Here is a 26,030-nt window from a genome sequence, read left to right as displayed (position 1 = left end):
GACCGCTCCCTGCGGACCTGGGGCGCTACGCCGCCTCTTCCCAGGCGAACCCGTCCGGGTCCGTGAACGCCGCCGCCCCGCCGCCGAGCGTGATCCGGTGCGATCCGCTCCCTTCCGGAGCCACGCCCGCCTCCTTGGCCAGGGCCGTGCGGCGGTACAGGGCCAGCGTGACCAGGGCATCGCCGCTCGCGAACTCCACGTACTTGCGCCCGAAGCTCTTGCCGACCGTCAGACCCTGCTCGACGTAGAACTGCTTGCTCACCAGCACATCCTCGACCCCGAGCAGCAGCACCAGCGACTCGAACTCCCGCTTGGCCGGCCCGCTGTCCTTCTTCGCCGAGGACGCCAGCTTCCAGATGGCCCCGTCCGGCGCCTGCAACACGCCGCCATAGCCCCACAGGGACTTGCTCGCGGGCCTCAGCACCGTCGCCCCGACAGCGATCGCCGCCTCGAAGAAGGCGTTGACGTTCGCCGGCTGGGCCACCGTCAGAGACAGCGCATACCCCCGAAAGCCGCTGCTCGCCTCCACACCGGCCCGCACCCGCAGCTGCTCCGGGGTCAGCCCGAAGGCCGTGCGGTAGAACTCCTTGGCGACTGTCTCGTCCGCCACATCCAGGGTTACGTTCTCGATGAAGGTCATGTCCATCAAGGTAGTTGGGCCCCTGGAAGCGGCGCTTCTCGAATCCTGACCGGTCTCCGAACGTGGCTCAGGCAGTGCTGCCCGAGGTCCGTTTCGGGTTTCATGTTCCGCACCGACCTTCAGCATTGCGGGTGCCGATAGGTCATCCAGCCAGGTCACAGCCTTGTCTGCCTGGCTGCGGTCGCGTCTGTCGACCTGCCGACGTGGAGGGCCCGATCGATGCGACCAGTGGTTGGACGCTCGGCGAGCTTGGGAAAGGCTGAGCAGCCTGGCGCTGCGCGATAGGCAAGCGGCACGGCCACCGAGGTACCGGGGGATGCGACGCTGTCGGCAGTACCCGGGCGACGAGGCGCTGTCATGTTGGCCGATGAGTCAAGATCTGTTCAGGAAGCGGCGTGCACTGCGTGAGGCTCTCCGAAGCGACCCACAGATGGAGCAGAAGAGCCCGAAATGGCGTGCGCTTCGCGCCTCCGACACGGAGCGCCTCACCACCGGGCTAGGGTCCTCCTCACCGCCTGGCCCGCCGGGGTCGGTGCTGCTCAAGACCCCGACGAGGTGGAGTGGCTGCTGCCCACCCCGAAGGCACCGGACGGAGTCAAGGACTCGCCGAACCAGCGGCACGGCGGTGGGGACCTGACCCTGCCCTCGGCAGCAGCGTCGCTCCGGCCTTCTTCACCCCGGCAGCCGGCCTCGCGCTCCCTCATGCGGCCAGCTCCGCCCGCGCCGGAGGCGGTGGCACTGCCGCTGTGGCCGGAGGCCGCGCCGTAGGACGGCCCGACCCCGGACGATGGGGACCGTACGCCGGCGCCGTCGCCCGATGGGAGACGCTCACCCGCCCGGCGCCGCCGCCCACCGACGAAAGCGGCAAGCTCCGGGCCGAGTTCGTCGAGTGGATGCAAGGGCTTGAGCCGGGCCGGGTGACAGCCACCCCGGGGCTCGGCCACCCGGCCCAGCTCACCGCTCTCGGCAACGGAGTTGTGCCCCAACAGGCCGCACGCGCCTTGGAGTTGCTGGCGCCACCGTTCTCGCGCTGCCCGCGCTGCCATGCCGGGTAAGGGGGCTTCTACCTCTTTTTCCCGGCCGTACCAAATCCCGGAATCCGCGGACTCTTCTCTCCGCAGCCGCACCAACCGAGGGGGCTGTCATGCCTGCGCATGCCCCGGCCCGGCGCGCCCGCGCGCCGCCGGCCGTAGAACCGAAGGACGTCCTCCTTGAGCACCACCACCGTCACCGGCCCAGCCCAGGGCAGCGGCTACCGCGCAGTCCTGGGCTCGCCGCACGTCGCCCGGCTGCTGGGCGGCACCCTGATCGGCCGCCTTCCCACCGGCATGGCACCGATCGCGATCCTGCTGATGGTGCGCGCCGAACACGGCCCCCTCACCCTGGCCGGACTGCTCGGCGCCCTCTACGGCCTCGCCTCGGCCCTGGGACAGCCGCTGCTCGGGCGCCTGGTCGACCGCCACGGCCAGACCCAGGTCCTCGTCCCCGCCACGATCGCGGCCAGCACGGCGTTCCTGCTGCTGCCGTGCACCGGCCCGGCCCGCCACCCGGTGCTCGCCGCGCTGACCGTCCTGGTCGCGGGGCTGGCGACGCCGCCGCTGGAGGCCGGGCTTCGGGTGCTGTGGCCGCGCCTTCTGCCCGATCCCGAACATCAGCGCGCCGCGCTCTCCTTGGACAGCAGCACCCAGGGCCTGGTGTTCGTTGCCGGTCCCCTGCTGGCCTCCGGCTTCGCCGTCGGCGCCGGTGCGACCACCGCGCTGGTGGCGACCGCGGCGCTCGGCCTGCTCGGCACCGGCCTGGTCGTCACCTCCCGCCCCTCCCGCGCCTGGACGCCGGCCGAGGTCACCGAAGCGGTGCACTGGATGGGTCCGCTGCGGGTGCCGGGCCTTCGGGTGCTGTTCGCCGCGCTGATCGGCACCGGTGTCGCGCTCGGCGCGGTCAACGTCTTGGCGATCAGCACGGCCGAGCGCCACCACGCCGGGTGGCTGGCTGGGGTGATGCCGGCCGCGCTGTCCCTGGGGAGCATGCTCGGCGGCCTGGCCTACGGCCGCCACGCCTGGCCCGGCGCCCCCGCCAAGCACCTGGTCGCCGCGGCCACCGGCTTCGCGGCCGGATGGCTGCCCCTGCTGCCCGACCCCGCGCCCGCCGTCGCCGTGCTCGGCGCGGCCTTGCCTGGCACCTTCCTCGCGCCGCTGCTGACCGCCGCGTTCCTCACCATCGACCGCCTCGCCCCGTACGGCGAGAGCACGGAGGCGTTCGCCTGGCTGATCGCCTGCATCGGCGTCGGCCAGGCCGCCGGCACCGGCCTGGCCTCCCTCGCCGACGCGGCCGGCCCACTGCTCGTCGCCGCCGTCCCGCTCGCCGGGGCCGCCTTCGCGCTGTGGCTGATGCGCCGCTTCAACGACCGCCTCTCCGCCTGATTACCACGCTCATCCCGAAGGACACCGCCGTGAACACCACCCTCTTCGCCGCCGCAACTCCCGCCACCCGCATGCACGTTGTCTGGGACTGGAACGGAACGGTCAAGGACGACCTCGACGACCACGTCTCCGCGCTGAACGCGACCCTGCCCGCCCTCGGCGGCGAAGCGGTCAACCGGGAGACCTACCGGGCCAAGCACACCGTGCCGATCCCGAACTTCTATGCCCGCCTGCTCGGCCGGACGATCACCGAGCAGGAGTGGATCTCCAGCGACAACGCCTTCCTCGCCCACCTGCGCGCTCAGCCGGTGCGCGTACGCGAGGGCGCCATCGAGCTGATGACCGCACTGCGCGAGGCCAGCCACACCCAGTCGCTGCTGTCGCTGTGCCCGCACGACACCCTGATCCGCGAGGTCGAACAGGCCGACATCGGGCACTTCTTCGACCGGGTCGAGGGCCGCACCGGGCCCTCCGGCGGCACCAAGGCCGCCCCGCTCGCCACCCACCTCGAAGCGCTCGGCCTCGCCGACCAGGCGCACCGGGTGCTGTTGGTGGGCGACGCCATCGACGACGCGGATGCCGCCCACGCCAACGGGGCGCTCGCGGTGCTGCACACCGGCGGGCTCCACCACCCTGCCAAGCTCGCCGCCGCCGGCCACCCGCTCACCGACACCCTCGCCGACGCCGTCGTCCTCGGCCTGCGACTCGCTGCCTCCCGGCGTGCTCACCCGGCGTGCGTCTAGCACGAGTTGGCGGCCGTACCAAACCACCGATCCTGCGGATCCTCTTCCTCACCCGCACCACCGGAGACCAGCCGTGCCCTGCCGAAGAAGACCCACCGCCCCATCCCCTGCCCGTCCGAACCCCCTGGATGTGCCATGTCCGACCCACTGCCGGGCGCCTCCGAGCCCGAGCCGATCCGCATCCCCGACGAGGACCTCGACGACCTCGTCAGCGCGCTCAACCGCACCATGGCCGAGGTCCGCCAGCACGGCGTGCTCCTGGACCGCCTCGGCTCCGAAGCCGCGACCGAGCCCGACGCGGGGCCCGGCTCCGAGCAGCCGGGCCCCGCTACCGAGGGCGAACCCGAGGCGACCCCGCCCCTGTTCATCCTGGCGATGGGCGGCGCGCAGTACGCCGCCGAGCTGGCCGGGCTGGCGAACTGGGTCACCCACCTCCTGCTGCCCGCCTACGGCCGGGAGATCAGCTCCAACCGCCCCTGGTGCGCGCGCTGGTACGAGCACCCCGAGGCCGTCGCCCGCCTGCACGCCCTGTGGCTCGCGTGGCAGCAACTGACCGCCGCCGAGGCCGGCCACACCGGGCCCTCCACCTGGCACCGCGACCACCTCGACCACGCCTTCCTCCAACTCCGTTCCCCCGACGGGCCGTTCGCCGCGTGCACCACCAGCCCCTCCCGGCCCGCCCATCGCCTCCTGTCCACCCCCGACCAGCTGGGACTCGCCGCATGAACACTGATCTCGACTTCGACGTCGACGGCCTGTCCCCCGCCGACGACCACTCCGACCACCTGTGGCGGTACACCTGGGAGAGCGACTACGACCTCCTGGCCCGGCACGACGTCGGCGAGCGCAGCTTCTTCCTCACCTTCGACACCGCCGCCACGTGGGACGTCGAGCGGGATCTGCCGAACATCGCCACGTTCGATGTCCAACGCGACCGGGCCCAGGGCACGTTCGCGATGGACAGCTTCGCGCACGCCAACGTGGCGTTCGCGCGGAAGTGGCTCGCCGACCGCGGCTGCCCGCCCGAGGCGATGGAGTTGCGCACCCCCTTCGCCCCGGCCGATGAACTCACCACCCGGATCGAGGACCAGATCCACCGTTCCGGCGAGCGCTACGACCTCATCGAGGTCAAGGCCGCCGATGAGGACCCGACCCAGGCGTGGACCATAGCCATGGACAGGCACGCCATCGAGGTGCCGGTCCGGGTCTTCATCGAACAGTCCCAGCCGGACCAGGGCACCTACACGGTCCGCGAAGGCGCGTTCCCCGACTACGCCGCCGCCGAAGACTGGCTGTACACGCAGAGCACGCCGCTGCCACAGCCGCCCGAGTACCGGCGCGACGCCGACGCCCTGCGCACCCGCGCCGCACTCGCCCGCACCACCGCGCCGATCACCGCCGCCGTCGAGGCCTCCGCACCCGCGGCAGCCGCCGCACAGCCGGATCGGGGACGGTCCCTGTGAGCCGCGCCAGGTACGGATTCGCCGCCCACCCCGACGCCATCGCCGATCTGCGCCAACTCCCGGACGCCATTCGCGACCAGGCCCTGCTGCACCTGCAGGACCTCGTCCACGGCGAGCGCGTCGCCAAGCGCCTCGAAGGCCGGCTGGAGGGCTGCCACAAGATCTACCTCGGCGTCGGCGAGCAGTGGGCCAGCCACCGCTTGGTCGTCCAGTTCCGCGACGCCCCCACCGACTCCCAGCACCGACGGGAGGTGTACCTCGTCGCTGCCGGTCCCCGGCTCGACTACCAGGTCTATCGCTCCGCCCAGAACCGCCTGGGCCGCACCGGACTCAACCTCCCCATCGGCCTCGGCCCGGCCGAGGAGGCCCGCGTCCGCGCCGCCCGCGCCCGCTCCACTACCCCGGCACCCAACTCCGGCACCGGCGCTGCCTACACCACCGCCTCCCCCGGCTACGCCACCACCGCCACTACCCGAAAGGCCCGCTGATGACCACCGCTCCCACCCACGCCGACCTCGCCACGTGGCTCGTCGAGGCGGCCGAGGCCGTCGCCGCCATCGTCACCGCCCAGCACTCCGCCCCGCCGTCGCGCTCCTACCTCCAGCCGGTCCTCGGTCCGCTGGCCGCCGGGCCCGATGTGGTCGGTGAACTGGCCTTCCGCATGGAGGACCTGCTGGCCGAGGAGTACCCGGCCACCCCCGCCGTCCTGTTCACCGTCGCTTCGTACGCCTCCGCCCTGGGCTGGCTGACCGAGTCCCTCGCTGAACTCACCCAGGTCGTCGACCTGCTGTGCACCCGCGCGGGTCTCCCTGGCACCGCCGACGCGGGGGCCGGCAGCGCCGGCGAAGTGGCGGGCTTCGACATGACCGCCTACTCCACGGCGGACCAGCAGGCCATCACCGCCCTGGCCGCCGAGGCCGGCCTTCCGCCCGGCCTGTATCTCCACGTTCTCGGCGGAGCCCTGGTCGCCTGTGCCGCCTTCGCGGAGGCGTGCACGGAGATCACGGGCGGTCTGTTCGAGGATGCCCGCGAGCTCCTGGACGAGTCGGTCAGCGCCGTCCCGCTCGGTGGGGAGGGCCCGGGCAGCCTGCCCGCCCTGGTCCGCTCCCTCCTGTCCCGGATGGAGTCGGCCGAGTGAATCCCCACGACCCGCTGAAGAACCCCGGCGCCCACCTGGTCTTCGACCGCCTCGGCGCTCCGAATCCGTGGGAACTGAGCGCGGGCTACCCCGGCTACGACGCCGTCGGACGCCTCGCCTTCATGGTGGCATCCTCAGCCCGCGAGGTCGACCGGCTCCACCAGGACCTCACCGCGAAGGCACGGCAGGTGATCGAACGCCTGGCACCGATCGCCCGGGGAGACCATGCCTCGATGCGCGGTGTCAACGGCATCCTGCAGTCCGTCGGCCTCCAGGTCGAGCTGCTCAGCGCTGGCCGGGGCGCGGCGTTCGAGCAGCTCACCGGTGCGATCAGCGCCTACGAGAGGTGCGCCGAGGCGGGCGTGCCGGTGCCCGAGAGTTCACTCGCTCTCAAGCACGCGACGGCCGATGTCTCCCCGGTGCCGGCCGCAGAGCCCGACCTGCCCAGCGCGCCGTCCCGGTACGACCCGCGCATCCGGGAGTTCGAGGCCCTGTCGGCGATCGACCGCGGTGAACTGCGGCTGTGTGAAAGCGCCGTCTACGGCTACAAGTTCATGTCCGACGGCAGTGGGGACGCGCCGTCGGTCTGGCCACACATCGTCGAGGAGCTGATGGCCGTGGACCTCGTCGTCGCCGACACCAGCACCTCGTCCTACCGGCCCGGTCACCTGCTCTCGCTCACGCCCGCCGGCAAGGCCCTCCTCGACGCCTCACGCGCCGCCGACCAGCGCGTATCCGCCGCGCTTTCCCGCAGTGCCACCGGCTCCACCGCATCACCTGCCACCGGGCCTGCGCCGTCCGCCCCCGGCATGTCCGCCCAGCCGGCCCACTCCCGTTGACCAGGAACCATCGCCATGTCCCAGACCCTCGCCACCGAGTTCGCCCGCGCCGACGCGCAGGCCGTCCAGACGACCCTGCGCCGGCTCGCCCCGAAGTGGACCACCGCCTTCGTCCACACGATCGCCAAGTACGGGCCGGAGCTGCGCGTTCGCGACTTCGGCCAGTACTTCCCGACGCTCAGCCAGACGTACACCAGCAAGCGGCTGACCACGATGTCCACCGCCGGCCTGGTGACCCGCGATGCCCAGTTCGACCGGACGGCTCCCTACCGGCTCACTGACCGGGCGCGCACGCTCGGCCCGGTCTACCGGGCCCTCGCCCAGTGGTCCTCGGACCACCTCGATCACACGCCCCAGGGACGGTCCGGCCGGATCGAGGACGCGCTGCACCGCCTGCAGTTGGTGGACACCACCGAGGTGGTCCGGCTGCTCTCGGCACGCAGCAGCATGCGTGTCAGCCATCTCGCCGAGCAGGTCGGCGACTACGAGCAGCTCATCGCCACCCGCCTCAACCGCATGCAGGCGGACGGGCTGGTCACCCGAACCGGCCACCGGCACGGCGACCCCTACACCCTGACCGACGCCGGACGGGCCCTGGGCCCCGTCTTCACAGCGGTGCAGCAGTGGGAGAACCGGCACTCCTCCGCCCCCAAGGTCCAGGTGCCGACCGCGACGAGCGCCCTCGGTGCCCCGGTCACCGGAGCGAACGCTGCCCGGACCGCGGCGGCCCTGCGGCGAAGCGCCGTCCCCTCCACCCTGTTCAGCCACTCCCCGCTGCCGCAGCCGCGCGTTCCGGCTGCCGTCACCGCCGGCTCCATCCCCGCCCGCAGCAGGTGACCGCCGTGAACACCCCGGCCAGACCCGACCGCCACCGCCCCGGCGGGCTCGTGCGCCGTCAGGTCACCGCCGACGGCGCACGGGCCCGCTCCCCGCCACCAGGAGCAACCCCCGTGTCCGCCTTCCCCCTTGTGTACGTCCGCCCGCTCTACCTCGCCGGCCCCGGCGACCCCTTCACCGTCACCTTCCCGCTGGACACCGCCCCCGGCTGGTCCAGGACCGAGAGCACTGACGTCCTCCGGTACATCAGCCCCTGCGGGCGCGCCACCGTCACCCACGAGCCTGCAGCCGGGCAGGGATCGTGGACCGTCCGCGAGTACACGGCCCGCGGCGGCGAGCTGCTCTGGGCTGCCCGGTTCGGCCCCGGCACCCCGGCCGAGATCACCGCCGCGTTCACCACCCCGCTCATCGACGGCCTGCGCAGCAACCACCGCGACTACCTCGAAGGCGGTCCGCGGTACAAGCCGGGCAGCCCCGCCTCCCTGCTGGCCGAGCGCGGCTGGTGGCCGAACCCGAACAGCCCGAAGGGCTTCCACGACCAGATCGCTCCGGACGGCCGGGCCTATTACCGCCACCGGGTGGGCTACCAGCCGCCGGAGGCCGAGCTGGAGGGCCAGGCCGCTCCGTCCTGGAGCGTGATCGCCGGCAGTCCCCACCACCCGCTCTGGCAGGCGGACTTCACCATCGGCGTCCCCTTTTACCTCCTCTGTAACGCCGCCATCGCCCTCGCCGTGCATCCGGCCAGGCGTCTCCGGACGGAAATCCCGCGCGCGAACCGTCCCCACGTGACCACCGGACGCGCAGCACCGGCGTCCTTCTCCCTGAGCCCCGAAGAACCGCCCGCGCCTGCCGGCGCACCGAACTCGACCGGGGCCGTCGGCCCGCGCCGCCGCTGACCGAAGGAGCGCCTCCCCATGCCGGACTACCCTTGGCTCGAGCGTCCGCGCGAGTACCGTGTCTCGCCCCGCTTTCTCGCGGGCCCCACCCACACCGGCGACCCCGGACTTCAGCCGCTGATCGACGCGGGCTGGAACTTCAGCCGGGACGACCTGGACAACGTCTTCGTCACCACCCCTGATCACACCGTCCGCTGCGGTTTCCTGCCCGAGGGCGAGCACGGTGAGCTGTGGTCGATCAGCGCCCACACCCACGCGTTCGCGCCGCCGCAGTGGCTGATCACCTTCGACCTTCAAGCCCCGCCGGAGATCGTCGGCGAGTTCACCACCGCTCTCGCCGCCGTCCACGCCAACGACCCCGACACCGTCCTGGGCGGCAGCGCCAGGATCGGACTCGACACCACCAACGACCTCCTGCGCAGCGGCTGGCGCATCGACCCCGGTCCCTCAGACACCGCCTTCCAGACACCCGACCGGCTCGTCACCCTGCACCGACGGCGCGGCCACCTGCGCCACGAGGCCGAGATGGCCGGCGACACGGAGCGCTGGCTGTTCGAAGTCGGGCCGCCAGAGCACCGCTGGTACGCCACCGCCTCCTCAAACGTCCCCGACCAGCTACTCGGCGCGCTCGCCACGGCCGTCGCCAACCCCGCACCGGTCGAGCGCTACCTGCGGCCCTCCGCCCTCAACCGCCTACCGCGGCAAGCCATCGCCGTCCCGGTGGCGCCGACCCCGCTGGAGATCTCCCGCATCCAGGCCGCCACCGCCCGCTCGCTCGCAGCCTCGCGCCGGCCCGCTTCCGCCCTGGCCTACACCACCGCGACCGGGCCGCCGGCACCCCGGCAGTCCGCCCTCGCCGGGCGCTCCCACTGACCGACCCCCACCAGCACCCTGGAGAACGCCGTGCCCGATGCCACCGCCCTCGACCACGCGGACGCGATGATCGAACGCGCCTGGGGCCGACCCATCGCCGAACTGGAGAAGGCCGCGCCCCGTCTGCCTGTCGAGGACCCGATGCTGCGCTCGGCCATGCACCATCGAGCCCACCTCGTCGTCGTCTCCAACTCCGCTGCCGTGCACCAGGAGCGGCTACACGCCCTTACCCGGCCCGGTCACGTCCCCGCCTTCTACGACCTCGACCGGATCACCGCCTCGGCAAGCGCCCTGCGCACCGCCTACGCAGAGAGCAACACCGCCCTCCAGATGATCCGCCACGTCGTCGATGCCCGCGAACTCGCCGTCAAGGCCAAAGGCGGACCCGACGCCGAGCGAGTACGGGCCGCCACCGCCCGCACCTCGCAGGCACCCCGCCCCCTGGGGCTGCCCGCAGACCAGCCCGCCCCACCGGCCGCCGCCTCTGCGGCCCATAACGTGGCGAACCGGCGCTAGCCGCCGGTCAGTTCGCCTCCCGGTCGTGGTGGGCGCCCGGGTCGACGGCGCCCACCACGCGGGCCAGCTCCTCCAGGGTCAGCTCCATCCGCTGACCATCCGCCAGCCGCGCCTCGACCGCCTCGTCCTGCTCCCGCTCGGCGCGGCTCGTCGTGGCGACGGCCCACTGGCCATCAGCGATCACCACGACGTCACCCATCGTCCACGCCCGCCCCACCGCCCGGACCTTGCGCTCCAGCGCCGCCATGTCCCGGCCTCTGCTCGGCACCAACGCCCTTGTCCCCCTCGCGCCACTTACGGCCCCACGCCGTAACCCTGGTTCAGCACCCGGGTGCTCCGATCCATTCCCTCCCAGTTCGCCCACGGCAGACCGCCGGCCCGGGGAAACGACTACGAACTTCGGTATGCGGCATGTCAACGTACTCGTGTCGCCGAAACCGCAGGTCAACGAAGGGACCGGCCCCCGTGAACACCCCCAGCAGCCTCCTGCCCGCCCCCGTCCGCCCGACCGCCGAGGACCGTTCCTGGCTCTCCTGCGACCACAGCGCGGAGCCGGTCCTCACGCTGCTCGACAGCCTCGGCTGGCCAATGGTCGACACCCCCGAGGCCAACGTGCACTGCACCAGCCCGGACGGGCGCGTCTACGTCGGCTGGCTGCCCGAAGACCCCGGCGCCTGGCAGCGCGGCATCGTCTGGCGCATCCGGGTCCAGCCCGCCGACACCGACGCGTGGACCCAGGAGTTCAGCATCCACACCCCCTCCGAGGCCGTCACCGGGTTCCTCGCCGCGCTCATCGCCAACCCCACCCGCTGATCCCCAACACCCCTGCACGGAGGACCCATTGCCCACACCCCGACTGGACCGCCGCATCACCCACGGCACCGCGCGCAACGCGCTTGGCCTTGCCCTGGACGACCCGCACATCATGTGCGCAGACGGCTTCTGCCTCTCGGTGCTCGCCCCCGCCCCCGCCGACGTGCTCCTGCTGCCCGCCCAGACACTGGAGATCGGCTTCCCTACCCGGCGCCCCGAACCGTGGGACACCTGGAGCACCTACCTCGACCCGGGTTCCGAGGATGACGACCCCACCGAGTCCGTGTACCTGAACGTCCCTGTCGCCCTGGTGCGGGACCTGATCGAGGCCCACGGCGGCGAAGCCCCGCCCATTCCGCACCAGCGCTCCTAACCACCCACCGCCGCAACCAACTTCGACGAAGGAGACAACTCTGACGATCACCATCGATCTCACCCGCATCCCCGGCCCGGCCATCGCCGCGCTCGGCCTGGCCAACGCCTTCGCCGTCCCACCGGAGTCCACCGCGTTCGGCCTCGGCCTCGCCCTCAGCGCGAGCGGCCTGCTGCTGGCCTTCGACGACGTCCATGAGAGCGGCCTGCGCCGGGACGCCCGTATCGTCGTCCAGCTCGCCAAATCTCCCGGAGGCGCACGGGTCCGCCAGATCGGCACGGCCCTCGGCCTGCGCGACCGCGCGGTCGCCAGATCCCTCGACCGCCTGGCCGACGACGCCCTCGCGCTCCTCGCTACCGAGGGCGAGCCGCTGCCCCTGCGCTCCTACCGCCTCGCCGACTGAACCACCGCCAGCACCCCCGGCCAATCCCAGGGCACCCACCGCCCACGAGAGGCACCGCCACGAGCGCCCATCACGTCGACTTCCACCCGCTCATCGTCACCGCCGCCACCGAACACCGCGCCTCCCGCCGCATCCTCGCCAGCCCGGCCCTGCGGATCGTCCGCGCCGACGAGGTCCGCTCCGGCGACCTGATCGTCTCCGCCTTCGCACCCGCTGCTTCCGGGCGCTACCGCCGCACCGAGTACTTCGCCTCCGGCCCCTACCGGGCAGGCCCCGGACCGTACAACCCGACGTGTGGATGCGGTGTCTGCGGCCTGCCCGAGGTCGAGTGGCCGGAGGGCACCGTGCTCCTCGCCCGGGACTTCCCCTGGGAGTCCTGCGACCCGTGGCCCGCCGACGAACCCTTCCTCGTTCTTCCTCACCGCCCGACACCCCGGCCGCCCGTGTGACGCCCCCCGCTCGACCCGCAACACCCCTGGACCACCCCGACACCCGTCCGGCCACCACGCCGAGGAGACAACCGTGCCCCAGTACCTGACCGTCGCCCACCTGATCGCCCAGCTCCAGAACCTCGACCCGAACCTGCGCGTCCGGCTCGCCGTGAACCCGGACTGGCCGTTCTCCCACCTGCTGGCCTCGAACGTCACGGTCCACAACGGCCTCGTCTACCTGGCCGAGGACGGCCAGGAGGGCTACCTGCCCACCGCCGTCCGCGAAGAACTCGCCTGGGCCTGAACCGCCCCGACCGAAGGAGAACCGCATCCCGACCAACTACCGCCTCAGCCGCCCGCAGCCGCTCGACAGGTTCGCGTTGCACCCCATGCCACCGTGGGCGAGCGGAGCGCTCGTCCGCCGCGTCCCCACACCGCCCGACCAGCCGATCGAGGTCCTCTGGATCCCGACCACCGTGCCCAGACTCCCCTTCGGCCGCATCTTGCTCCGGTGGGAGAAGGCCCCTGAGGCCGGCTGGGACGTCACCGCCCGCCTCGGCCTCGCCACCACCGACGTCCATCTCGCCACCTGGCCCGCCGCCCCCGACGACTGGCCCCGCCTGGTGCGCCCCACCCTCTACGAGGTCACCGGCCTGTGTTCAGCCCTCGCCGTCGCCACTGCCGCCCTCGAACTCGCCAACCGCCTCGCCGACTCCTGAACACACACCACCCAAGGCCGCCCCGCGCCGACCAGGCCGGGGCGGCCTCGCCGTACGCCCACCCGCCCGGCGGCGCGTACGCTCATCACCGGAACACCGAGGAAGGACACGCACATGGCCGACGACCAGCAGCTCTGGGGCTACGCCGAGGTCGCCGCGCACCTGGGCATCAGCGTCGGCGCCGCCCGCAACCGCAGGAACAGGGGCACCCTGCCCGCCCCTGACGACACCAGCGTCCCGGACCGCCCCCGTTGGAAGCCCGCCACCATCAGGGGCTGGAAACCCCTCGGCCAGGGCCACCGAAGCGACCTCCGCAGCAACCAGCCCGAGCCCACCTCTGGCTGACCGACCAGCACCTGCGGCTCGTACGAGCGCTGACAGGACAACCTGCCGATGCCCGACCACCCGGTCCGCCGCCCTGGCGCGCTGATCGCCTGGTGCTCCACCTCCGCGATCGGCACCGCCACCGCAACCGGTGCCGCAGTGGCCAGTACGTACGCGCTGTGCGCCGTAGGCCTGTTCGCCCTCGGCGGCGGCGCGCTGGCCGCCTACCGCACCGTGCAGACAGCCGAGGAGCGGACCGACCGAGCCATCCTCGAACGGCTACAGCACCCCGCCGCGCCCGAACCCGCTGCACTGGCCGCCGACCTTGGCCTCCGTTCCGCAGCCGTCAAGCTCAGCCTCCACCGGCTCACCGCCTCCGGCCGACTCCCCTCACCAGCCACTCCGCCAGACCCAGCCCGCTGACCGAACGAGAAGGACCGCCACACCGGTGGCGGTCCTTTACTGTTGCCGCGCTACTGCAGGTACAGCCCGGCGAAGACCCCGTCGAACCCCAGAGCGATTCTGGCGTCGTCGAGGGTCCGGTAGTTCGTCCAGCTCGGGTTGTCGGCGAGCATGGCGTCGAAGTCCCGGCGGGTGATCTCCGGCTCCAGCCATTCCGCTCCGCAGCGACAGCGGATCCAGACGTGGCGGCGATGGTTGATCAGCAGCCAGTCGCGCCGGGCCCGGCAGCCGGAGCAGGTCACCGGGATTCCGCGCAGGGCCAGTTCGGTGGGGCACTGCACGAGGCGGACGGCCTCCGGGCCGCTGGGAGGCTGGGTCTCGTACTCCAGTTGCAGGAGCGGGTCGGTGCCGGCCGGGGTCAGAGCGATGATCGAAGCCGGGGTGGTGGTCTGCTCGGTGGTTCTGGGCACAGGCTCTCCGTTCGCGGTGCTCGGGTTCTTGCGTAACACCTGGTGGGACCGGGTGGCGAGAGGGTTCCGGGGTGGTCCGGCGGACGGTGGTGTGTCCGCCGAACCACCCGTCAGCGGCGGGGTGCCGGGCGGCGCGGGTCGGTCGCGGGCCGGGCCAGTGCCGGCTGTGCGGTGCGGGTCCGCGCCGGCTCGGTCGCGGTCCGGGAGCCGGCGGTCGTTCCGGTGCGCGGCCGTTGGGGGTTGGCGGGCAGGTCGGCGATGCGGCGGATGCGCCAGACGAGGACGTCGGAGGTGTCGCGGGCGCTTTCGAGTTCTCGCCAGGAGGTGGCCTGCGCGAGCAGCGCCTGCGGGTCGTGGCCGGCCTGCTCGGCTTCGGCGAGCACGGCGGCCAGGGCATCGTACTCGCGGACCGGGCCTGCCGGGGTGTCCGTCTCGCCGAGGGCGGCGCGGATGGTGGCCTGGTAGCGGCAGCGCTCGGGCTCGGGCAGCGTACGGCCGATCTCGCGCATCGTCCGCATCGGGGTGGCGCCGGCCTGCTGGTAGGCGGCACGCAGGTGTTCGGCGGCCTGGCGGGATGCGGCGGCCTGCTGGGCGTGGCCCCGGGCGGAGTGCCAGCGGGCGGCGGCCAGGGCGACGAGGACGAGGGTGGACAGGACCATGGCGGTGGCGCCGCCGTCCTCGCCTCGGCCGAGGGCGCTGCCGGCGTGGACGATTCCGCGGGCGGCCGAGCGCAGGGCGCGGATGTCGGCGTTCTCGGCGCGGACGTGGCTGCGGGTGGCGCGTTCGAAGGCGCGGGCGGCGTTTCGCAGTTCGGTGCGGGTGGCGGCTGGGGAGGTCTGGGCGAGGGCGTCGAGGAGTTCACCGGCGCCGACGAGGTGGGCGGCGGCTTCGTCGTCGTCCTGGTCGAGGACCGCGGCGGCGCGCTCGGCGGTGTCGGCAGCTTCTCGGCGGCGGCGCGCGGGAGCGGAGCGGCTGGAGCGGGTCGGGCGGTTGTCCGGCTCCGGGGTGGCGGTGGCGGGCGCGGTGTCCAGGCGGCGGCGGATGCGCGGGAGGGAGAGGTCGGGGGCCAGAGTGCTGCCGGGGAACCAGATCGGCTCGCCGTCGCGGTTGCGGTCGCCGGGCAGGGCGACGCTGTAGCCGAGGACGTCGCCGGAAGGGGCGTTGCGCAGCTTCACGCGAAGGCCGGCCTCGCGCAGCCGGGTGAAGAACTCCTCCTCGCCGGCGGCTCCGGCGACGGCCTGGCGGACGGCTTCGCGCAGGCTCTCGCGCGGGGTCTCGGTGCGGCCGGTGCGCTCGGCCTTCCACTGTTCCTGGCTGGTGGGGTTCTTGGCGGCGGTGCCGTCGCCCGGGTTGAGCTGTCGCAGGCCGTACTCCTTCTCTATGAGGCGGGCCTCGGCCTGGGCCTTGCGCTTGTCGAAGCTCAGGGCAGCCAGGCGGCCGTCCTGGCGGACCAGCGTGGCGGCGATATGGATGTGGTCCTCGGCGTGGCGAACGGCGACCCAGCGGCAGGCTGCGGTGTCTCCCTCGGGCGCGATGCCGGTGGCGTGGACGATGCGCCGGGCGATGGCGGCCCACTCGGCGTCGTCGAGGCGCCGGTCACCGGGAGCGGTACGCAGCGAGCAATGCCAGATCTTGTTGTCCGGTGCCCGCTTGCCGAGGGCCTTGACCGGCTGGTCGAGCTGGTTGGCGAGCTTGGCGACCAGGTGCCGCTCCGGGTTGGGGCCCGGATCGGGCGCGAAGTTGTTCCAAGAGGCGACCAGGTGCTGGTTGGTGTGCTCCTCGTGCTTGCCGGGTCCGAAGAGGTAGTCGATGAGGGGGAAGGAGCGGTCGGTGCCGGTGCGGATCTTGGGGATCACCGGCGGACCAGCCAGTCGACGGCCTCGTCGACCGCGTCGATGGAGGCTTCGACGCGGGCCAGGAGCTGCCGCAGCTCGGCTCCTGGCTGGCCGCCAGCGTTCACGTAGTGCGCCAGCTGGTTGAGGTTGTTGCCCACGGCGCCGAGCTGGCGGTTGGACTCCATGAGTTCCTGGATGCCGCGCCGGTAGTCGGCGACCGCGGCGCTGGGGTCGGTGCTGGCGGCGGCGGCCACGGCGGCTGCAGCGGTGTAGCCGCCGGGGGCAAGTTCGGCTCGGGCGGCGGCGCGCTGGAGGAGGGACCACTCGGGGTCGCTGAATCGTGGGCAGATGCGGTTGGTTCGCGGCACGCTCTGGCGCAGGCGGCGGCGCGGCGCGGCGCGGACGGCTTCGGCGATCGGCGGGGTCTGCTGCTTCTCCCCCTTCGTCGGCACCCCTGGGCCGACTCCCCGGTCGTCGGCAGGCCCCCCTGGGTCTGCCGACGACCGGGGAGCCTCCGCCCCCTTCGGGGCGGGGGCGGGGTAAGGACTCCTTACCCCACAACTTGCTCCGCCAGGAGCCCGATCGCGGTCACCCTCCGGTCCCGCCGTGGTGCCGTTCGACCCGGTGGCGGTCACCGGCTGGCCTCGGTGTCACGCTGGCGAATCTCGCGGACGAGGTCCTCGACGAAGTCGAGGGCGAGAACCGGGTGGTGGAGGGTCCAGGGGCGGGAGTGTCGGCCTCGCTGAACGCTGCGGGTGTCGTCGGAGCCGGTTTCGACGCGATGGAGGTGACCGCGCTGGTGCAGGACGGCGAGCCAGGAGTCCGCCTCGGCCCAAGTGGCAGAGGTGGTGCGCATGGTGGGGTGCTCCCGTTCGGTGGTGGTTGGGGCGGGTGACCGGCCAGGGTGACCAGATCGGTCACCCCGGACGGTGCGGGTGAGGTCAGTTCCGGTCGGCGGTGACCGGCTGACCGTGCTGTTCGCGCAGCTGGGCCATCAGCTGGGTCAGGGTCGCGCTGGACAGCGGGATCTGTTGACCCCGGATCGCCTGGGCGACCACCCGGCGGGTCAGCTTGTCCTCGGCCTCGACTGCCTCCCGGGCGATGGCCAGCAGTTCCTCGGTGTCCAGGTCAGTGCGGCGGTCGGCGGCCTCCCGGTCAGTGACCTGCGGCCCGGTGGCCGGGGTCGTGGCCGGCTGACCGGCGGCCTCGGCGAGACTGACCTGCGCGGCGGTGACCTGCCCGCCGTCCGCTGGTCGGCCGGTGACCGGCCGGGCGGTGTCCGGGTGACCGCCCAGGTCAGCGGGCTTGGTCAGGCTGACCGGGGTCAGCTGCGGCCAGTTCTCCGGCGCGGTGACCGGGCGGCTGACCGGCTGACCGGCACCGGAGTGACCGGCGCTGTCCTGACCGCCGGTCAGCGCACCCGGTCGCTCGGCCCGGTCGACCTTGGCGGTGACCTGACCGAGGTCAGCGTCGGCCGGTCGCTGGCCACGGCTGTCCGGGTCAGCGGGGTTGACCTGTCCGCGGGCAATGAGGATGTAGAGGTGGACGGCGCCGGCCAGGGCGAGCGGGGCGATGGTGGACAGCACCGCGACCACCGTGTCACCCAGCCGAAGGCCGACGGCGGTGCTCTGCTCGTTCAGCCGGACCGCGTGCAGTGCGTTGGCCCACAGGCTCGCCCCGGTGGCCGCGCCGAAGAGCGTCCAGACGTAGATCCGGGCCCGCAGCGGGGCGTCGCGCAGCACCAGGAGGGCGCGGACCCCGTAGGAGATGAAGCCGTCGATCACGAGCGGGAACAGGTAGGTGAGGAAGCCCCGGACGTGGATGGCTACGGCCATCTGCTGGAGTGCGTCGTACGACAGGGCACATCCGGCGGCTCCGAGGGCGATGACGACGGTCCGGTCCCAGCCGGTGACGTGCGCGGAGTTCGGGGTGGTCGCGGTGGCGGTGGTGTTCATGCGGCCGTCCCGAAGTCGTCGCGGTTCAGCTGGTCGGCGGTGTCGCCGGTCGTGGCGGCGCGGGCGGCTTCCTCGGCGATCTGCCGGTGGCGGATCGCGCGGCGGGTCTCCCGGTAGAGCTTGAGCGCGTGCTCCGGCGTGATCTTGAGGAGCCAGGCGAGGCGTTCGACCGTGACGCCATGGCGGTATCCGGCGAGGACGACGGCGCGGCGCTCAGCCTTGGTGAGGTGGATGTCGCGTCCGGCGAGGGTGGCGTTGACGCGGCTGTAGTCGAGGCGGTTGGCCAGGTTGTTGTGCAGGGGGTCGCGTTCCTCCTCGGTGAGGCCGCCCCGGATGCCGTGGGTGTCGCCTCCTTCGAGGGCTGCGTCCAGGCAGGCGCGGGCGACTGGGCACTGGGCGCACAGTGCCTTGGCGGTGGCGATCTTGTCGGCGTCCTCCGGCCCCGGGAAGAAGGTCTCCGGGTCGACGGGGTTGTACTCGGTCGGGTTGCAGACGGCCTGGTTCTGCCAGGTGTGGTCGCCGAGGCTGCGGTGGCGGGCAGGGCTGGTCGTGGTGGTCATGCTGGGTTGCTCCGATCGCTCTCCGCGCGCAGGGCGGCGTCGGCGGAGAGGTGCGCTGGGTCGGTGAGGGTTGTGCGGCTCGCCGTGGGACGGCCGGGCGCGGCGTCGGTCAGGCGGCGCGCTGGAGGCGTCTGTGGTCGACCGGCTCGAAGCTGACCCGGGTGGTCATCTGGGCGAGCCGGGAGGTGACGCGGTCACCGAGGCAGGTGCGGAGGTCCTTGATCGGGAGGTTGGTGGTGATCAGGGTCGGGAGCATGTGGTTGTAGCGGCGGTTGATCAGCCGGTAGGTCTGTTCCTCGACGAACTCGGTCGACTTGGCGGCGCCGAGGTCGTCGAGGATCAGCAGCGGCACCCGGCTGTAGGCGGCGAGGACGCGCTCGGCGTCGGTGTCCGGGCTGGGCCGCAGCTCCGCGTAGAGGTCGGCGGCGGTGGTGGCGCGCCAGCGCACGCCGATGCCGGCCTGCACCAGGGCGCGGACGGCGCCGTACGCCTCGTGGGTCTTGCCCGCGCCGACGACCCCGGCCATCAGCAGGCTCGGGCCGGTGGTCACCTGGCGGCGAGCGCCGAGGCTCGGGGCGACGGCCTGGTCGGAGACCTGCCGGACCCAGGCGAGGACCTGCGGGTGCTCGGCGACCGCGTCGCGGTAGCGAGGCGGCATCCCGGCGGACAGCGCCTCCAGTGCCGAGTACGGCTCCGCCTCGTCCGGGAGGGCGTCGACCGTGGCCTGGGTGATGCCCCGGGAGGCGAGAATGCGGGCCATCCGGTCGAGCACCGAGGGGCCGTCGGCGAGGGTCTGCGGGTCGCGGTGGGTGCGCATCACAGCTCCTCGGCGTAGGCGGCGACGGCGTCGACCGGGTTGGTCCACGCCTGGTGAGCGGGCACGTTAGGCCGGAATCCCGGCCGCGCCAAACCGGCGCCTCGTGCGTTCATGGCGTCGTTGACCAGGCTCGGCAGCCGGGACGGATGGCCCTGGATCTCGGCATACCGCCGCAGCCCGGCCCGGACGTGCTCGGCCGCGATGCCCTCGTCCAGCAGGGTCTTGACGACCTTGCCAAGGTAACCCAGCACGCCGCCCGGCGGACGCTCAGTGCAGGCGGCGACGTACTCGCCAATCAGCTGGTTGGCCGAGACGGTGTCTGCGTCGGGCGCTTGGCGCCCCGTAGGGAAAGAAGATCCAGGATCCAAGATCCTAGATCCAGGCGTCGAGGGCTCCGGGAGGTCTCGGCGAAGCTTCGGGGAGGCTTCGCCGAATGCCGTCTGACCTGCGGTTTTCCGAGGGACCGGAACCGGCTTGCGATCGGCGCCGCTCGCTGGGTCCGCCGCTTCGGCGGCGCCAGGAGCCGTCGGCGCGGCCGACGCCGGGAAGGGCCCGTGCGGCTGGTCGAGAGCTGCAGGAGTGTTCGCCGAGGTTTCGGCGAACACTCGGGGAGCACTCGCGGCGTCCTCGGCTGCGGTTCCCGGGGTGTCGGCGAGAGCGGCCCGCTGGATGCAGGAGCCCTTGCAGACGCCGCACCGCTCCGGCTCGCAGTGCGGGCAGGCGGGAAGGCGGCTGAGCGAGGGCTTGTCGATCTTCTGGTGCTTGCGCCAGGTCGGGTAGTGGAAGTACTTCCGGCCATCGCAGCCGGTGTACCGGCAGATCGCGCCGACGGCGGCGAGCTGCTGGAGGTGGTCCTCGACGTCCGTGCGGGTGATCTCGTCGCGCATCGGCCAGATGAGGCCGCAGACGATCGCCGCGTTGTCGCGGTGGCGGCCCTGGTCGTCGGCGTGGTTGGTCATGCCGAGGAAGGTGAGCATCGCCGGGATGGACACCTCGGCAAGCGTCTCGGAGACCCAGGCCTCCGGCTTGACCGGTCGAATACGCGCCATGTCAGCGGCTCCGGACCACGGTGACGGCGAGCTGCCCGGTGGCGAGGTCGAGGATGTGCGGGCGCGTCCAGTCCGCCTCCGGCCAGGTCCGCAGCACCCAGCGGGCGGCGGTCTTGGTGGTGTTCCGACTCAGCTTGAGCTGCTCGCCGTGCGCGTCGAGCGCCACCGTGTAGGGGTGGGGCCACTGGTGGCGGGGGTCGGTGAGGCTGACGCGGATGGTGACCGCGCCGGGGATCATGTCCGCGAGCTGGACGCCGAGCCGCTGCTGGCTCGGGGTGGGTGCCGGGTAATGGGTTTCCCTGGGCAGGGCGAGCATGGGATACTCCGTGGTTCGTAGGAGCGCGCGCGGCGGTCTCTCGTGCTAGGAAGTCCCGCCGCCCGCGTGGTAGTGATTCGGCGCCCTTTCGGGGCGCTGGCCCGGCGTCCAGGAGTTGGTAGCTCCAGGGCGCCGGTCTCATTTCCGGCCGTGATCTACGGCATCCGCCCCTCCTTCCGCCCCCGCCGGCCGTCGCGGCGGGACCAGAACCATAGGGCGACCAGGGGTCATACATCCACCCGTTAACTCCCAGGTCAGGACAGGCTTTTCCGCATACTGCCGCCCTGGCCGCAGCCCCGGCCGACCGCCAGAGAACGGGCGGTGATCACCTCCCGTGCTCGCGCGGCGCCCACGCGGGACCCGAGGGATGGTCCGAGCCGGCGTCGGCCACGCCGGCCCAGCAGCACTCCGCCGAGACTGCATGCCTTGCGCTATCGACTCGTGTGCGATACTCCGATATCGAGAATCATGGCGGGACCGCCTGCGGATAGGCGGCAGTGCCACATTCACCTGTGTCTCCAAGTGGTGATCACCGGACCCGTCGCGAATCTCCAGGTCAGGTCCGGCACGCCGGGTTCAGCAACCCGGCGGAAGTTGATTGGGGCGAGGATGCGCCGCTCACAGATAGACCGAGCAACGTTCCGATAGCGCACAGTATGCTACATGCCTAAAGCTATCAAGCGCCTACCCGGGCCGTTACCCAGAGTTCATAAATCGTCAGCTGCCACCAGGAGTATCCGGATGCCCGCTCGCCGCTTCGACGGACAGGAACTCCGCCGTGCCCGCAGAGCCCGCGAACTCTCCCAGGAGGCCCTGGGACGCGCTGAGGGTGTGGGGGTCGAGCAGCCCACGGTCGCGAAGTGGGAGAGCGGGACCACGTTTCCGGAACCGGAGCGGCTGCCCGCGATCGCGCGGGCGCTCGGCGAAAAGCTGGACACCCTGTTCCCCCGCGACGGCGAGCCGGATCTGGCCGACCTGCGGTGTGATGCCGGCTACCCGCAGAAGAAGACCGGCGAGCTGATCGGCGCCAAGTCCCACATCCCCGTCAGCAACGCCGAGCGCGGAGTGCGGCGGCTCAACGCCGCCTACGTCCCTCGGCTCGCCGAGGCGTACGGCGTGACCGAGAAAAAGCTCCAGGCGGCGCAGGACCGGTCGTTCGGAGTCACCCCCACAGCCCCGGTCGACGCACCACCAGCCCCGCGAACGCTCGCCGAGAAGCTCACGTACCTGCTGGAGACGACCTTCCCGAGCGACCGGCCGACAGATGCCCAGATCGCGGCGGCCGTCAACGCCCACGCCGGCGTCGATGTCATCTCCGCCGACGCCGTGGAGGCGCTGCGTACAGGCACGCCCCCACCCTCGGAAGTTCTGGACGGCCTCGCTGCTGGCGTGGTCCTGGAGGGCCTGGCCGAGTTCTTCGGGATCACCCCGCTCTACTTCCAGAGCGACGAGGAGCTGGAGCGTCAGGTCGCGGACGCCATCAGTCTGCTGGCCCTACGCGGCAGCACCGACGACTTCGCCCTGGCGGCCCGCGGCGGACAGGGCGGTCTCGACCCGGCAATGATCGCCAAGATCAACGCGCTCGTGGCGGAGGTACAGCAGAAAGCGGGCCCTCACCGCTGACGCGGGGGCCCGCTTCGGTCTGCCGTCAGCAGAGCCAGGCGGCGGCGGTAGCGGCGCCGAGCGCGGCGCCCGCCACGGTCTGCGCTCTGGTGTGGTACGTCAGCGCCACTCGCGACCAGCACACGGCGACGACCAGCGAGTACGCGGCGACCCACCAAGGCGAGTGGACCACTGCCAGCATGGTGACCACCGCGCTGGCGACCGCACTGTCCACGGAGATTTTCCAGACCGTGTTCACTGCGAGCAGGCCCACGGTCATCACCCACAGGGCGATCATGGCGACGAGGATGTCGCGCGGAGCATGGCCGAGGATCATCACCACGGAGCCGACGCCGATCGATCCGAGGATGACGCCAAAGATCGGTGCCCGCTTGGTGCGGTCAACCACGTGCCGGTCGCCCCACGTCCCTCTCTTGCGCTCCCACTCGATGTAGCTCGCCGGGATGATGCCGGCGCACAGCGCGGCCAGGAGCCCCCAGCCGATGCCGGTCCAGCTGCCGGCGGCAGCGGCCCCGAGGCCGGTCAGTCCGCTGAGCAGAACGTTGCGCGGCTGCAGGACATCGGTCACGGTACGGGCGATGGTGGTCGTGTTCACAGCACCATCTCCTCCATCTCCATGGCGAGTTCCTCGGCCTCGGCGCTCTCAAGCAGTTCCCGGATCTGAGCGTCGCTCGCGGCGGCGTACGCCTCCTCGACGCGCAGCAGCCAGGCGGCCTCCGCATTCGTGTCCGAGATCGGCTTGCTGGGCAGCGCGGGCGCCGGCACATCGTGGCGGCGGCCCGCTTGGGCGTTCGCCAGCGCGGCCTTAATCCACATCGCCTCTGCCGCCGCTTGCGGATCGGTGCTCCCGTCCACGGCCTCTTCGATCACGGGGAGCAGGACGGGCGAAGCGTGGTGACGCAGCTGCTCGACCACGTCCGCGATGTCCTGGGTCCACCGGTCCAGCCGCACGTCCATCGGCGGGGCGGTCCGGAGGATCTCGCGCCAGCGGCTCGCTGGACGCTGGAACGGGATGCCGGGGAAGGCGCTGACCAAGTCGTGCCACAGCGGGTAGAGGCACCACAGGGCTCGCCAGGACCTCCACCGCGACGCTGCGGCGTTGGTGGTGGGGATGCTGACGCCCAGAGCAAAAGTCATGAAGAGCAGGATCTGCATGTACTCGGTGTAAACGCCCAGTTGGTGGTTAAAGCCGGGGTCGAGCGGCGTGGCCAGGGTGACCCACATGAAGCTCGTCCGGATCGCGACGTAGGCCACGCCGATCGCCATGGCGGTGGCCATGAGTCCCAGTCCGATGCGCAGGAGGCGGGTCTCGGCACGACGCATCGCGCTGGTCCACTGGTAGCAGGTGACGGCACTCGACGCACCCAAGTACACGTAGAAGATGCTCTCGTACAGGATCGCGCCCCACTGCCCAGCGTGGTCGGGGACGAAGTCCACGCTGGGGTGTGAGCGGTTCACCACGGTGAAGAAGAGCACCGTCATCAGCCCGAGCATCGCGACCGCAGCCTTCCAGGCGACCCGTTCGATCCAGCGCGCGAGAGCGACGTGGCGTGGGATCACCTCCTGGTCGGTCTTGCCGTAGGAGGCGACCACGTACGTGAGGATCGCGAGGATCGCGCCGGTGCTCACGTAGTGCTTGAGCAGGACCGACAGATCGGTGATCGACTGGTGGTTCATCAGGCTGATCACGCCGGGGCTCTTGAGCCACAGCGCCGCCGCGAACCCCATGTAGCAGCCCCAGAGAGCGCGGCGGTGCGCGTCCCCGTAGAGGACCGCGGGCAGTCTCCAGACCGCGACGGCGGTCATCGTGGTCGCGGCGGTGTACGCAGCGAGAGCAAGCACGGAGATTCTTCCTTCTTATCTCTGGCCACGGCGGGGCGGGGCCACGGGGTGGGACAGGGTTTGCTCCAGGAGGCTGACCATGTCGCCCCCGGCGGGGTGGAATTGGCGTTGAACGATGCGCTTGATCAACGAAGCGGACAGCTCCGCTTCCTGCTCCTCGCGGGTGTCGTAGCGCGCGCGGGCCTGGACAACGGCGCCTCTGCCCATTCGCTCGACCAGGCCTTGGCGCAGGTGCTCCGGCAACAGCAGCCGCAACTCGTCCGAGCCGAGGCTGGTGCCGTGGTCGAACCACTCGTGCACCAATTCGTGCAATTTGACGTGGTTCGTCTGGTGCTGTGTAGGCCTCGGTCGATAGAAGATCAGGGAGAGCCCGTCCGCCCGCATCCGCAGGCCGCAGGCAGTACGCAGGTCACCGCCTCGGTCGTCGAGCGGGACCAGCTTGATGGTGCGCCCGCTCGCCGCCTCCATGGCAGCCACGAGACCCTCGATCGTGAACGGGTCCGGCAACGGCAGGTCTGCCAGCTTTCTTTCGCACTCGCGGCGAAGCCGGCGCATTGTCGTCAGCATGCCAGCCATCTCCTCAGCAACCGCAACGCCCGTTGCGCGCAGAAGACCCTGCCATGACTGGTGCCCGCCACTGCCGGGCTCGACGATTGGCCGTCCGGCAGCTGCGGCGCCGATTGTTGGAGGGTAGACACCGGGTCCTCATGGGGGTTGGTCGGTCAAGGTGCAATGCTTGCCAGCGGGTCCTGCCGGCCGCCGGGGAACGCGGGGGACGCAGCAGAGTCATCGCCACCGCACGTGGACATGGCACGGGACGTCGACTGGCACGGTGCCAGTGAGCGCTGCTACTGCTCGCTCAGTGATCACCGCATCGTTGCAGGACGAGGGTGCTCGCCCTGGCGCGCAGGTTGTCGAGTCGGTCCTGGGCGTCCCCTCGCACGCTCAGGACCGATGACGGCCTACGGCAGGGTCAGTGGCCCATTCCGGCGCCGCCGTCGACGGGGAGGACCGCACCTGTCAGGTATCCGGCGGCGTCGCTTGCGGCGAATGCGACCGCGGCTGCGATCTCCTCGGGACGGGCCATGCGCCCGAGCGGAACGCGCTGGATGAGCGTCTCGCGCTGTTCCGGGGTCAGGGCCGCGGTCATGTCCGTTTCCGTCAGGCCCGGGGAAACGACGTTGCTGGTGATGCCGCGCGGGCCGAGTTCGCGGGCCAGGGAACGGGCGAACCCGATCAGGCCGGCCTTGGACGCGGCGTAGTTCGCCTGCCCGGCCTCGCCGGTCATGGCGACGGCGCTGGAGATGAAGACCAGTCGGCCGTACTTGCCGCGGAGCATCCCTCGCGAGGCCCGCTTTGCCGCCCGGTAGGCACCCACGAGGTTCGTCTGCAGCGTCGCGTCGAAGTCCTCTTCGGCCATCCGCAGCAGCAGGGTGTCCCGGGTGATCCCGGCGTTGACGACAAGGATCTCCACCGGTCCGTGCTGGTCCTCAACCTCTGCGAAGGCCCGGTCAACCGACTCCGGTGAGGTCACGTCGCACTGCACTGCCAGGAGCCCCTCCACCGCCTGCCCACTGCGGGACGTGACCGCCACACGGTGTCCGTCCGCAGCGAGCTTCCGGGCGACGGCCAGGCCGATGCCGCGGCTTCCGCCTACCACCAGAGCAGAACGGGACATGGGGGAACTCCTTACCTGTGGCGCAGAGCGCCGAACTCGTCTTACAGCCCCCCGA

The 26,030-nt window shown here is 71.9% G+C and carries 33 protein-coding genes; 18 read left to right on the top strand and 15 right to left on the bottom strand.

Annotated elements, in window-relative coordinates; all coding sequences use genetic code 11:
• Positions 1-25 precede the first annotated feature (25 nt).
• Positions 26-640 carry a glyoxalase gene (locus ACFVWU_RS05935; RefSeq protein WP_387616202.1) on the bottom strand — a complete coding sequence of 205 codons (615 nt, stop codon included), beginning with the start codon at positions 638-640 and terminating at the stop codon, positions 26-28.
• 1,211 nt (positions 641-1,851) lie between these two features.
• Between ACFVWU_RS05935 and ACFVWU_RS05930 the strand changes: the two genes are divergently transcribed.
• From ACFVWU_RS05930 to ACFVWU_RS05880, 11 genes are all read left to right on the top strand, one after another.
• Complete coding sequence (locus tag ACFVWU_RS05930; protein WP_387616200.1) at positions 1,852-3,060, top strand: MFS transporter; 1,209 nt, start codon at positions 1,852-1,854, stop codon at positions 3,058-3,060.
• A gap of 29 nt (positions 3,061-3,089) precedes the next feature.
• Positions 3,090-3,803, top strand: a complete 714-nt coding sequence (locus ACFVWU_RS05925) for an HAD family hydrolase (protein WP_387616198.1) — start codon at positions 3,090-3,092, stop codon at positions 3,801-3,803.
• Positions 3,804-3,938: 135 nt separating this feature from the next.
• Complete coding sequence (locus tag ACFVWU_RS05920) at positions 3,939-4,529, top strand: DUF4913 domain-containing protein (protein WP_387616196.1); 591 nt, start codon at positions 3,939-3,941, stop codon at positions 4,527-4,529.
• Positions 4,526-5,266: a glycosyl hydrolase gene (locus ACFVWU_RS05915; RefSeq protein WP_387616194.1), complete on the top strand. Its 741-nt coding sequence runs from the start codon at positions 4,526-4,528 to the stop codon at positions 5,264-5,266. Before ACFVWU_RS05920 ends, ACFVWU_RS05915 begins: the two co-directional genes overlap by 4 nt.
• A complete protein-coding gene (locus ACFVWU_RS05910) occupies positions 5,263-5,754 on the top strand; it encodes a hypothetical protein (RefSeq protein WP_387616192.1) in 492 nt (163 codons plus the stop codon). Before ACFVWU_RS05915 ends, ACFVWU_RS05910 begins: the two co-directional genes overlap by 4 nt.
• Positions 5,754-6,404, top strand: coding sequence for a hypothetical protein (locus ACFVWU_RS05905; protein WP_387616190.1), 651 nt, complete (start codon positions 5,754-5,756; stop codon positions 6,402-6,404). Before ACFVWU_RS05910 ends, ACFVWU_RS05905 begins: the two co-directional genes overlap by 1 nt.
• Positions 6,401-7,243 carry a hypothetical protein gene (locus ACFVWU_RS05900; RefSeq protein WP_387616188.1) on the top strand — a complete coding sequence of 281 codons (843 nt, stop codon included), beginning with the start codon at positions 6,401-6,403 and terminating at the stop codon, positions 7,241-7,243. Before ACFVWU_RS05905 ends, ACFVWU_RS05900 begins: the two co-directional genes overlap by 4 nt.
• 15 nt (positions 7,244-7,258) lie before the next feature.
• Positions 7,259-8,080 (top strand): winged helix-turn-helix transcriptional regulator, encoded by an 822-nt coding sequence (locus ACFVWU_RS05895; RefSeq protein ID WP_387616186.1) that lies wholly within the window; start codon positions 7,259-7,261, stop codon positions 8,078-8,080.
• Between the two features lie 113 nt (positions 8,081-8,193).
• A complete protein-coding gene (locus ACFVWU_RS05890) occupies positions 8,194-8,976 on the top strand; it encodes a DUF317 domain-containing protein (protein WP_387616184.1) in 783 nt (260 codons plus the stop codon).
• Between the two features lie 18 nt (positions 8,977-8,994).
• Complete coding sequence (locus ACFVWU_RS05885; protein ID WP_387616182.1) at positions 8,995-9,849, top strand: DUF317 domain-containing protein; 855 nt, start codon at positions 8,995-8,997, stop codon at positions 9,847-9,849.
• Positions 9,850-9,879: 30 nt separating this feature from the next.
• Positions 9,880-10,365: a hypothetical protein gene (locus ACFVWU_RS05880; RefSeq protein ID WP_387616180.1), complete on the top strand. Its 486-nt coding sequence runs from the start codon at positions 9,880-9,882 to the stop codon at positions 10,363-10,365.
• Between the two features lie 7 nt (positions 10,366-10,372).
• On the opposite strand, the gene ACFVWU_RS05875 is transcribed toward ACFVWU_RS05880, so the two are convergent.
• Positions 10,373-10,633 carry a hypothetical protein gene (locus ACFVWU_RS05875; RefSeq protein ID WP_387616178.1) on the bottom strand — a complete coding sequence of 87 codons (261 nt, stop codon included), beginning with the start codon at positions 10,631-10,633 and terminating at the stop codon, positions 10,373-10,375.
• Positions 10,634-10,830: 197 nt separating this feature from the next.
• On the opposite strand from ACFVWU_RS05875, the gene ACFVWU_RS05870 reads away from it, so the two are divergent.
• The 6 genes from ACFVWU_RS05870 (at position 10,831) to ACFVWU_RS05845 (ending at position 13,851) form a co-directional block, all read left to right on the top strand.
• A complete protein-coding gene (locus tag ACFVWU_RS05870) occupies positions 10,831-11,178 on the top strand; it encodes a DUF317 domain-containing protein (RefSeq protein WP_387616175.1) in 348 nt (115 codons plus the stop codon).
• Positions 11,179-11,206: 28 nt separating this feature from the next.
• Entirely contained in the window at positions 11,207-11,551 is a 345-nt protein-coding gene (locus ACFVWU_RS05865) for a hypothetical protein (RefSeq protein WP_387616172.1), read from the top strand.
• Positions 11,552-12,476: 925 nt separating this feature from the next.
• Complete coding sequence (locus ACFVWU_RS05860; RefSeq protein ID WP_387616169.1) at positions 12,477-12,689, top strand: hypothetical protein; 213 nt, start codon at positions 12,477-12,479, stop codon at positions 12,687-12,689.
• 85 nt (positions 12,690-12,774) lie between these two features.
• Positions 12,775-13,104, top strand: coding sequence for an esterase (locus ACFVWU_RS05855; protein ID WP_360466862.1), 330 nt, complete (start codon positions 12,775-12,777; stop codon positions 13,102-13,104).
• 114 nt (positions 13,105-13,218) lie between these two features.
• On the top strand, positions 13,219-13,449 hold the full coding sequence (locus tag ACFVWU_RS05850; protein ID WP_387616166.1) for a MarR family transcriptional regulator: 231 nt from the start codon (positions 13,219-13,221) through the stop codon (positions 13,447-13,449).
• Positions 13,450-13,497: 48 nt separating this feature from the next.
• Positions 13,498-13,851, top strand: a complete 354-nt coding sequence (locus ACFVWU_RS05845; protein WP_387616163.1) for a hypothetical protein — start codon at positions 13,498-13,500, stop codon at positions 13,849-13,851.
• A gap of 50 nt (positions 13,852-13,901) precedes the next feature.
• Here ACFVWU_RS05845 and ACFVWU_RS05840 read toward each other — a convergent pair whose 3' ends face one another.
• The 9 genes from ACFVWU_RS05840 to ACFVWU_RS05800 form a co-directional block, all read right to left on the bottom strand.
• The gene (locus ACFVWU_RS05840; RefSeq protein ID WP_387616160.1) at positions 13,902-14,300 is read right to left on the bottom strand and encodes a hypothetical protein; all 399 of its coding nucleotides are present in this window, start codon (positions 14,298-14,300) and stop codon (positions 13,902-13,904) included.
• A 110-nt stretch (positions 14,301-14,410) separates the two neighbouring features.
• Positions 14,411-16,156, bottom strand: coding sequence for a relaxase/mobilization nuclease domain-containing protein (locus ACFVWU_RS05835; RefSeq protein ID WP_387616157.1), 1,746 nt, complete (start codon positions 16,154-16,156; stop codon positions 14,411-14,413).
• A complete protein-coding gene (locus tag ACFVWU_RS05830; protein WP_387616154.1) occupies positions 16,153-16,587 on the bottom strand; it encodes a MobC family plasmid mobilization relaxosome protein in 435 nt (144 codons plus the stop codon). The genes ACFVWU_RS05835 and ACFVWU_RS05830 overlap by 4 nt, the downstream gene beginning before the upstream one ends.
• 179 nt (positions 16,588-16,766) lie before the next feature.
• Complete coding sequence (locus ACFVWU_RS05825; protein WP_387616152.1) at positions 16,767-16,991, bottom strand: hypothetical protein; 225 nt, start codon at positions 16,989-16,991, stop codon at positions 16,767-16,769.
• A gap of 85 nt (positions 16,992-17,076) precedes the next feature.
• On the bottom strand, positions 17,077-18,090 hold the full coding sequence (locus ACFVWU_RS05820) for a DUF2637 domain-containing protein (RefSeq protein ID WP_387616150.1): 1,014 nt from the start codon (positions 18,088-18,090) through the stop codon (positions 17,077-17,079).
• Complete coding sequence (locus tag ACFVWU_RS05815; protein WP_387616147.1) at positions 18,087-18,650, bottom strand: WhiB family transcriptional regulator; 564 nt, start codon at positions 18,648-18,650, stop codon at positions 18,087-18,089. The genes ACFVWU_RS05820 and ACFVWU_RS05815 overlap by 4 nt, the downstream gene beginning before the upstream one ends.
• Positions 18,651-18,759: 109 nt before the next feature.
• The gene (locus tag ACFVWU_RS05810) at positions 18,760-19,467 is read right to left on the bottom strand and encodes an ATP-binding protein (RefSeq protein ID WP_387616144.1); all 708 of its coding nucleotides are present in this window, start codon (positions 19,465-19,467) and stop codon (positions 18,760-18,762) included.
• The gene (locus tag ACFVWU_RS05805; RefSeq protein WP_387616141.1) at positions 19,467-20,516 is read right to left on the bottom strand and encodes a hypothetical protein; all 1,050 of its coding nucleotides are present in this window, start codon (positions 20,514-20,516) and stop codon (positions 19,467-19,469) included. Before ACFVWU_RS05805 ends, ACFVWU_RS05810 begins: the two co-directional genes overlap by 1 nt.
• Position 20,517: 1 nt before the next feature.
• Entirely contained in the window at positions 20,518-20,832 is a 315-nt protein-coding gene (locus tag ACFVWU_RS05800) for a transcriptional regulator (protein ID WP_387616138.1), read from the bottom strand.
• Positions 20,833-21,573: 741 nt separating this feature from the next.
• On the opposite strand from ACFVWU_RS05800, the gene ACFVWU_RS05795 reads away from it, so the two are divergent.
• The gene (locus tag ACFVWU_RS05795; RefSeq protein ID WP_387616135.1) at positions 21,574-22,455 is read left to right on the top strand and encodes a helix-turn-helix domain-containing protein; all 882 of its coding nucleotides are present in this window, start codon (positions 21,574-21,576) and stop codon (positions 22,453-22,455) included.
• Positions 22,456-22,480: 25 nt separating this feature from the next.
• On the opposite strand, the gene ACFVWU_RS05790 is transcribed toward ACFVWU_RS05795, so the two are convergent.
• From ACFVWU_RS05790 to fabG, 4 genes are all read right to left on the bottom strand, one after another.
• Positions 22,481-23,050, bottom strand: a complete 570-nt coding sequence (locus ACFVWU_RS05790) for a hypothetical protein (RefSeq protein WP_387616132.1) — start codon at positions 23,048-23,050, stop codon at positions 22,481-22,483.
• Entirely contained in the window at positions 23,047-24,297 is a 1,251-nt protein-coding gene (locus tag ACFVWU_RS05785) for an MAB_1171c family putative transporter (RefSeq protein ID WP_387616129.1), read from the bottom strand. The genes ACFVWU_RS05790 and ACFVWU_RS05785 overlap by 4 nt, the downstream gene beginning before the upstream one ends.
• Positions 24,298-24,312: 15 nt before the next feature.
• Positions 24,313-24,864: a hypothetical protein gene (locus tag ACFVWU_RS05780; protein WP_387616127.1), complete on the bottom strand. Its 552-nt coding sequence runs from the start codon at positions 24,862-24,864 to the stop codon at positions 24,313-24,315.
• A gap of 406 nt (positions 24,865-25,270) precedes the next feature.
• Positions 25,271-25,975: a 3-oxoacyl-ACP reductase FabG gene (fabG, locus tag ACFVWU_RS05775; RefSeq protein ID WP_387616124.1), complete on the bottom strand. Its 705-nt coding sequence runs from the start codon at positions 25,973-25,975 to the stop codon at positions 25,271-25,273.
• Positions 25,976-26,030 lie beyond the last annotated feature (55 nt).

Source organism: Kitasatospora sp. NPDC058190, from assembly GCF_042883685.1.
Classification (GTDB): domain Bacteria; phylum Actinomycetota; class Actinomycetes; order Streptomycetales; family Streptomycetaceae; genus Kitasatospora.
Note: the sequence above shows the minus strand (reverse complement) of the source record. Positions and strands in the feature narration are given on the sequence as shown.

What these genes read in the sequence shown, in the direction of transcription:
- ACFVWU_RS05935 (WP_387616202.1), bottom strand. Translation starts at nt 640, where the DNA reads ATGACCTTCATCGAGAACGTAACCCTGGATGTGGCGGACGAGACAGTC.
- ACFVWU_RS05920 (WP_387616196.1), top strand. Translation starts at nt 3,939, where the DNA reads ATGTCCGACCCACTGCCGGGCGCCTCCGAGCCCGAGCCGATCCGCATC.
- ACFVWU_RS05915 (WP_387616194.1), top strand. Translation starts at nt 4,526, where the DNA reads ATGAACACTGATCTCGACTTCGACGTCGACGGCCTGTCCCCCGCCGAC.
- ACFVWU_RS05905 (WP_387616190.1), top strand. Translation starts at nt 5,754, where the DNA reads ATGACCACCGCTCCCACCCACGCCGACCTCGCCACGTGGCTCGTCGAG.
- ACFVWU_RS05895 (WP_387616186.1), top strand. Translation starts at nt 7,259, where the DNA reads ATGTCCCAGACCCTCGCCACCGAGTTCGCCCGCGCCGACGCGCAGGCC.
- ACFVWU_RS05885 (WP_387616182.1), top strand. Translation starts at nt 8,995, where the DNA reads ATGCCGGACTACCCTTGGCTCGAGCGTCCGCGCGAGTACCGTGTCTCG.
- ACFVWU_RS05855 (WP_360466862.1), top strand. Translation starts at nt 12,775, where the DNA reads ATGCCACCGTGGGCGAGCGGAGCGCTCGTCCGCCGCGTCCCCACACCG.
- ACFVWU_RS05850 (WP_387616166.1), top strand. Translation starts at nt 13,219, where the DNA reads ATGGCCGACGACCAGCAGCTCTGGGGCTACGCCGAGGTCGCCGCGCAC.
- ACFVWU_RS05845 (WP_387616163.1), top strand. Translation starts at nt 13,498, where the DNA reads ATGCCCGACCACCCGGTCCGCCGCCCTGGCGCGCTGATCGCCTGGTGC.
- ACFVWU_RS05825 (WP_387616152.1), bottom strand. Translation starts at nt 16,991, where the DNA reads ATGCGCACCACCTCTGCCACTTGGGCCGAGGCGGACTCCTGGCTCGCC.
- ACFVWU_RS05820 (WP_387616150.1), bottom strand. Translation starts at nt 18,090, where the DNA reads ATGAACACCACCGCCACCGCGACCACCCCGAACTCCGCGCACGTCACC.
- ACFVWU_RS05815 (WP_387616147.1), bottom strand. Translation starts at nt 18,650, where the DNA reads ATGACCACCACGACCAGCCCTGCCCGCCACCGCAGCCTCGGCGACCAC.
- ACFVWU_RS05810 (WP_387616144.1), bottom strand. Translation starts at nt 19,467, where the DNA reads ATGCGCACCCACCGCGACCCGCAGACCCTCGCCGACGGCCCCTCGGTG.
- ACFVWU_RS05805 (WP_387616141.1), bottom strand. Translation starts at nt 20,516, where the DNA reads ATGGCGCGTATTCGACCGGTCAAGCCGGAGGCCTGGGTCTCCGAGACG.
- ACFVWU_RS05800 (WP_387616138.1), bottom strand. Translation starts at nt 20,832, where the DNA reads ATGCTCGCCCTGCCCAGGGAAACCCATTACCCGGCACCCACCCCGAGC.
- ACFVWU_RS05795 (WP_387616135.1), top strand. Translation starts at nt 21,574, where the DNA reads ATGCCCGCTCGCCGCTTCGACGGACAGGAACTCCGCCGTGCCCGCAGA.
- ACFVWU_RS05780 (WP_387616127.1), bottom strand. Translation starts at nt 24,864, where the DNA reads ATGCTGACGACAATGCGCCGGCTTCGCCGCGAGTGCGAAAGAAAGCTG.
- fabG (WP_387616124.1), bottom strand. Translation starts at nt 25,975, where the DNA reads ATGTCCCGTTCTGCTCTGGTGGTAGGCGGAAGCCGCGGCATCGGCCTG.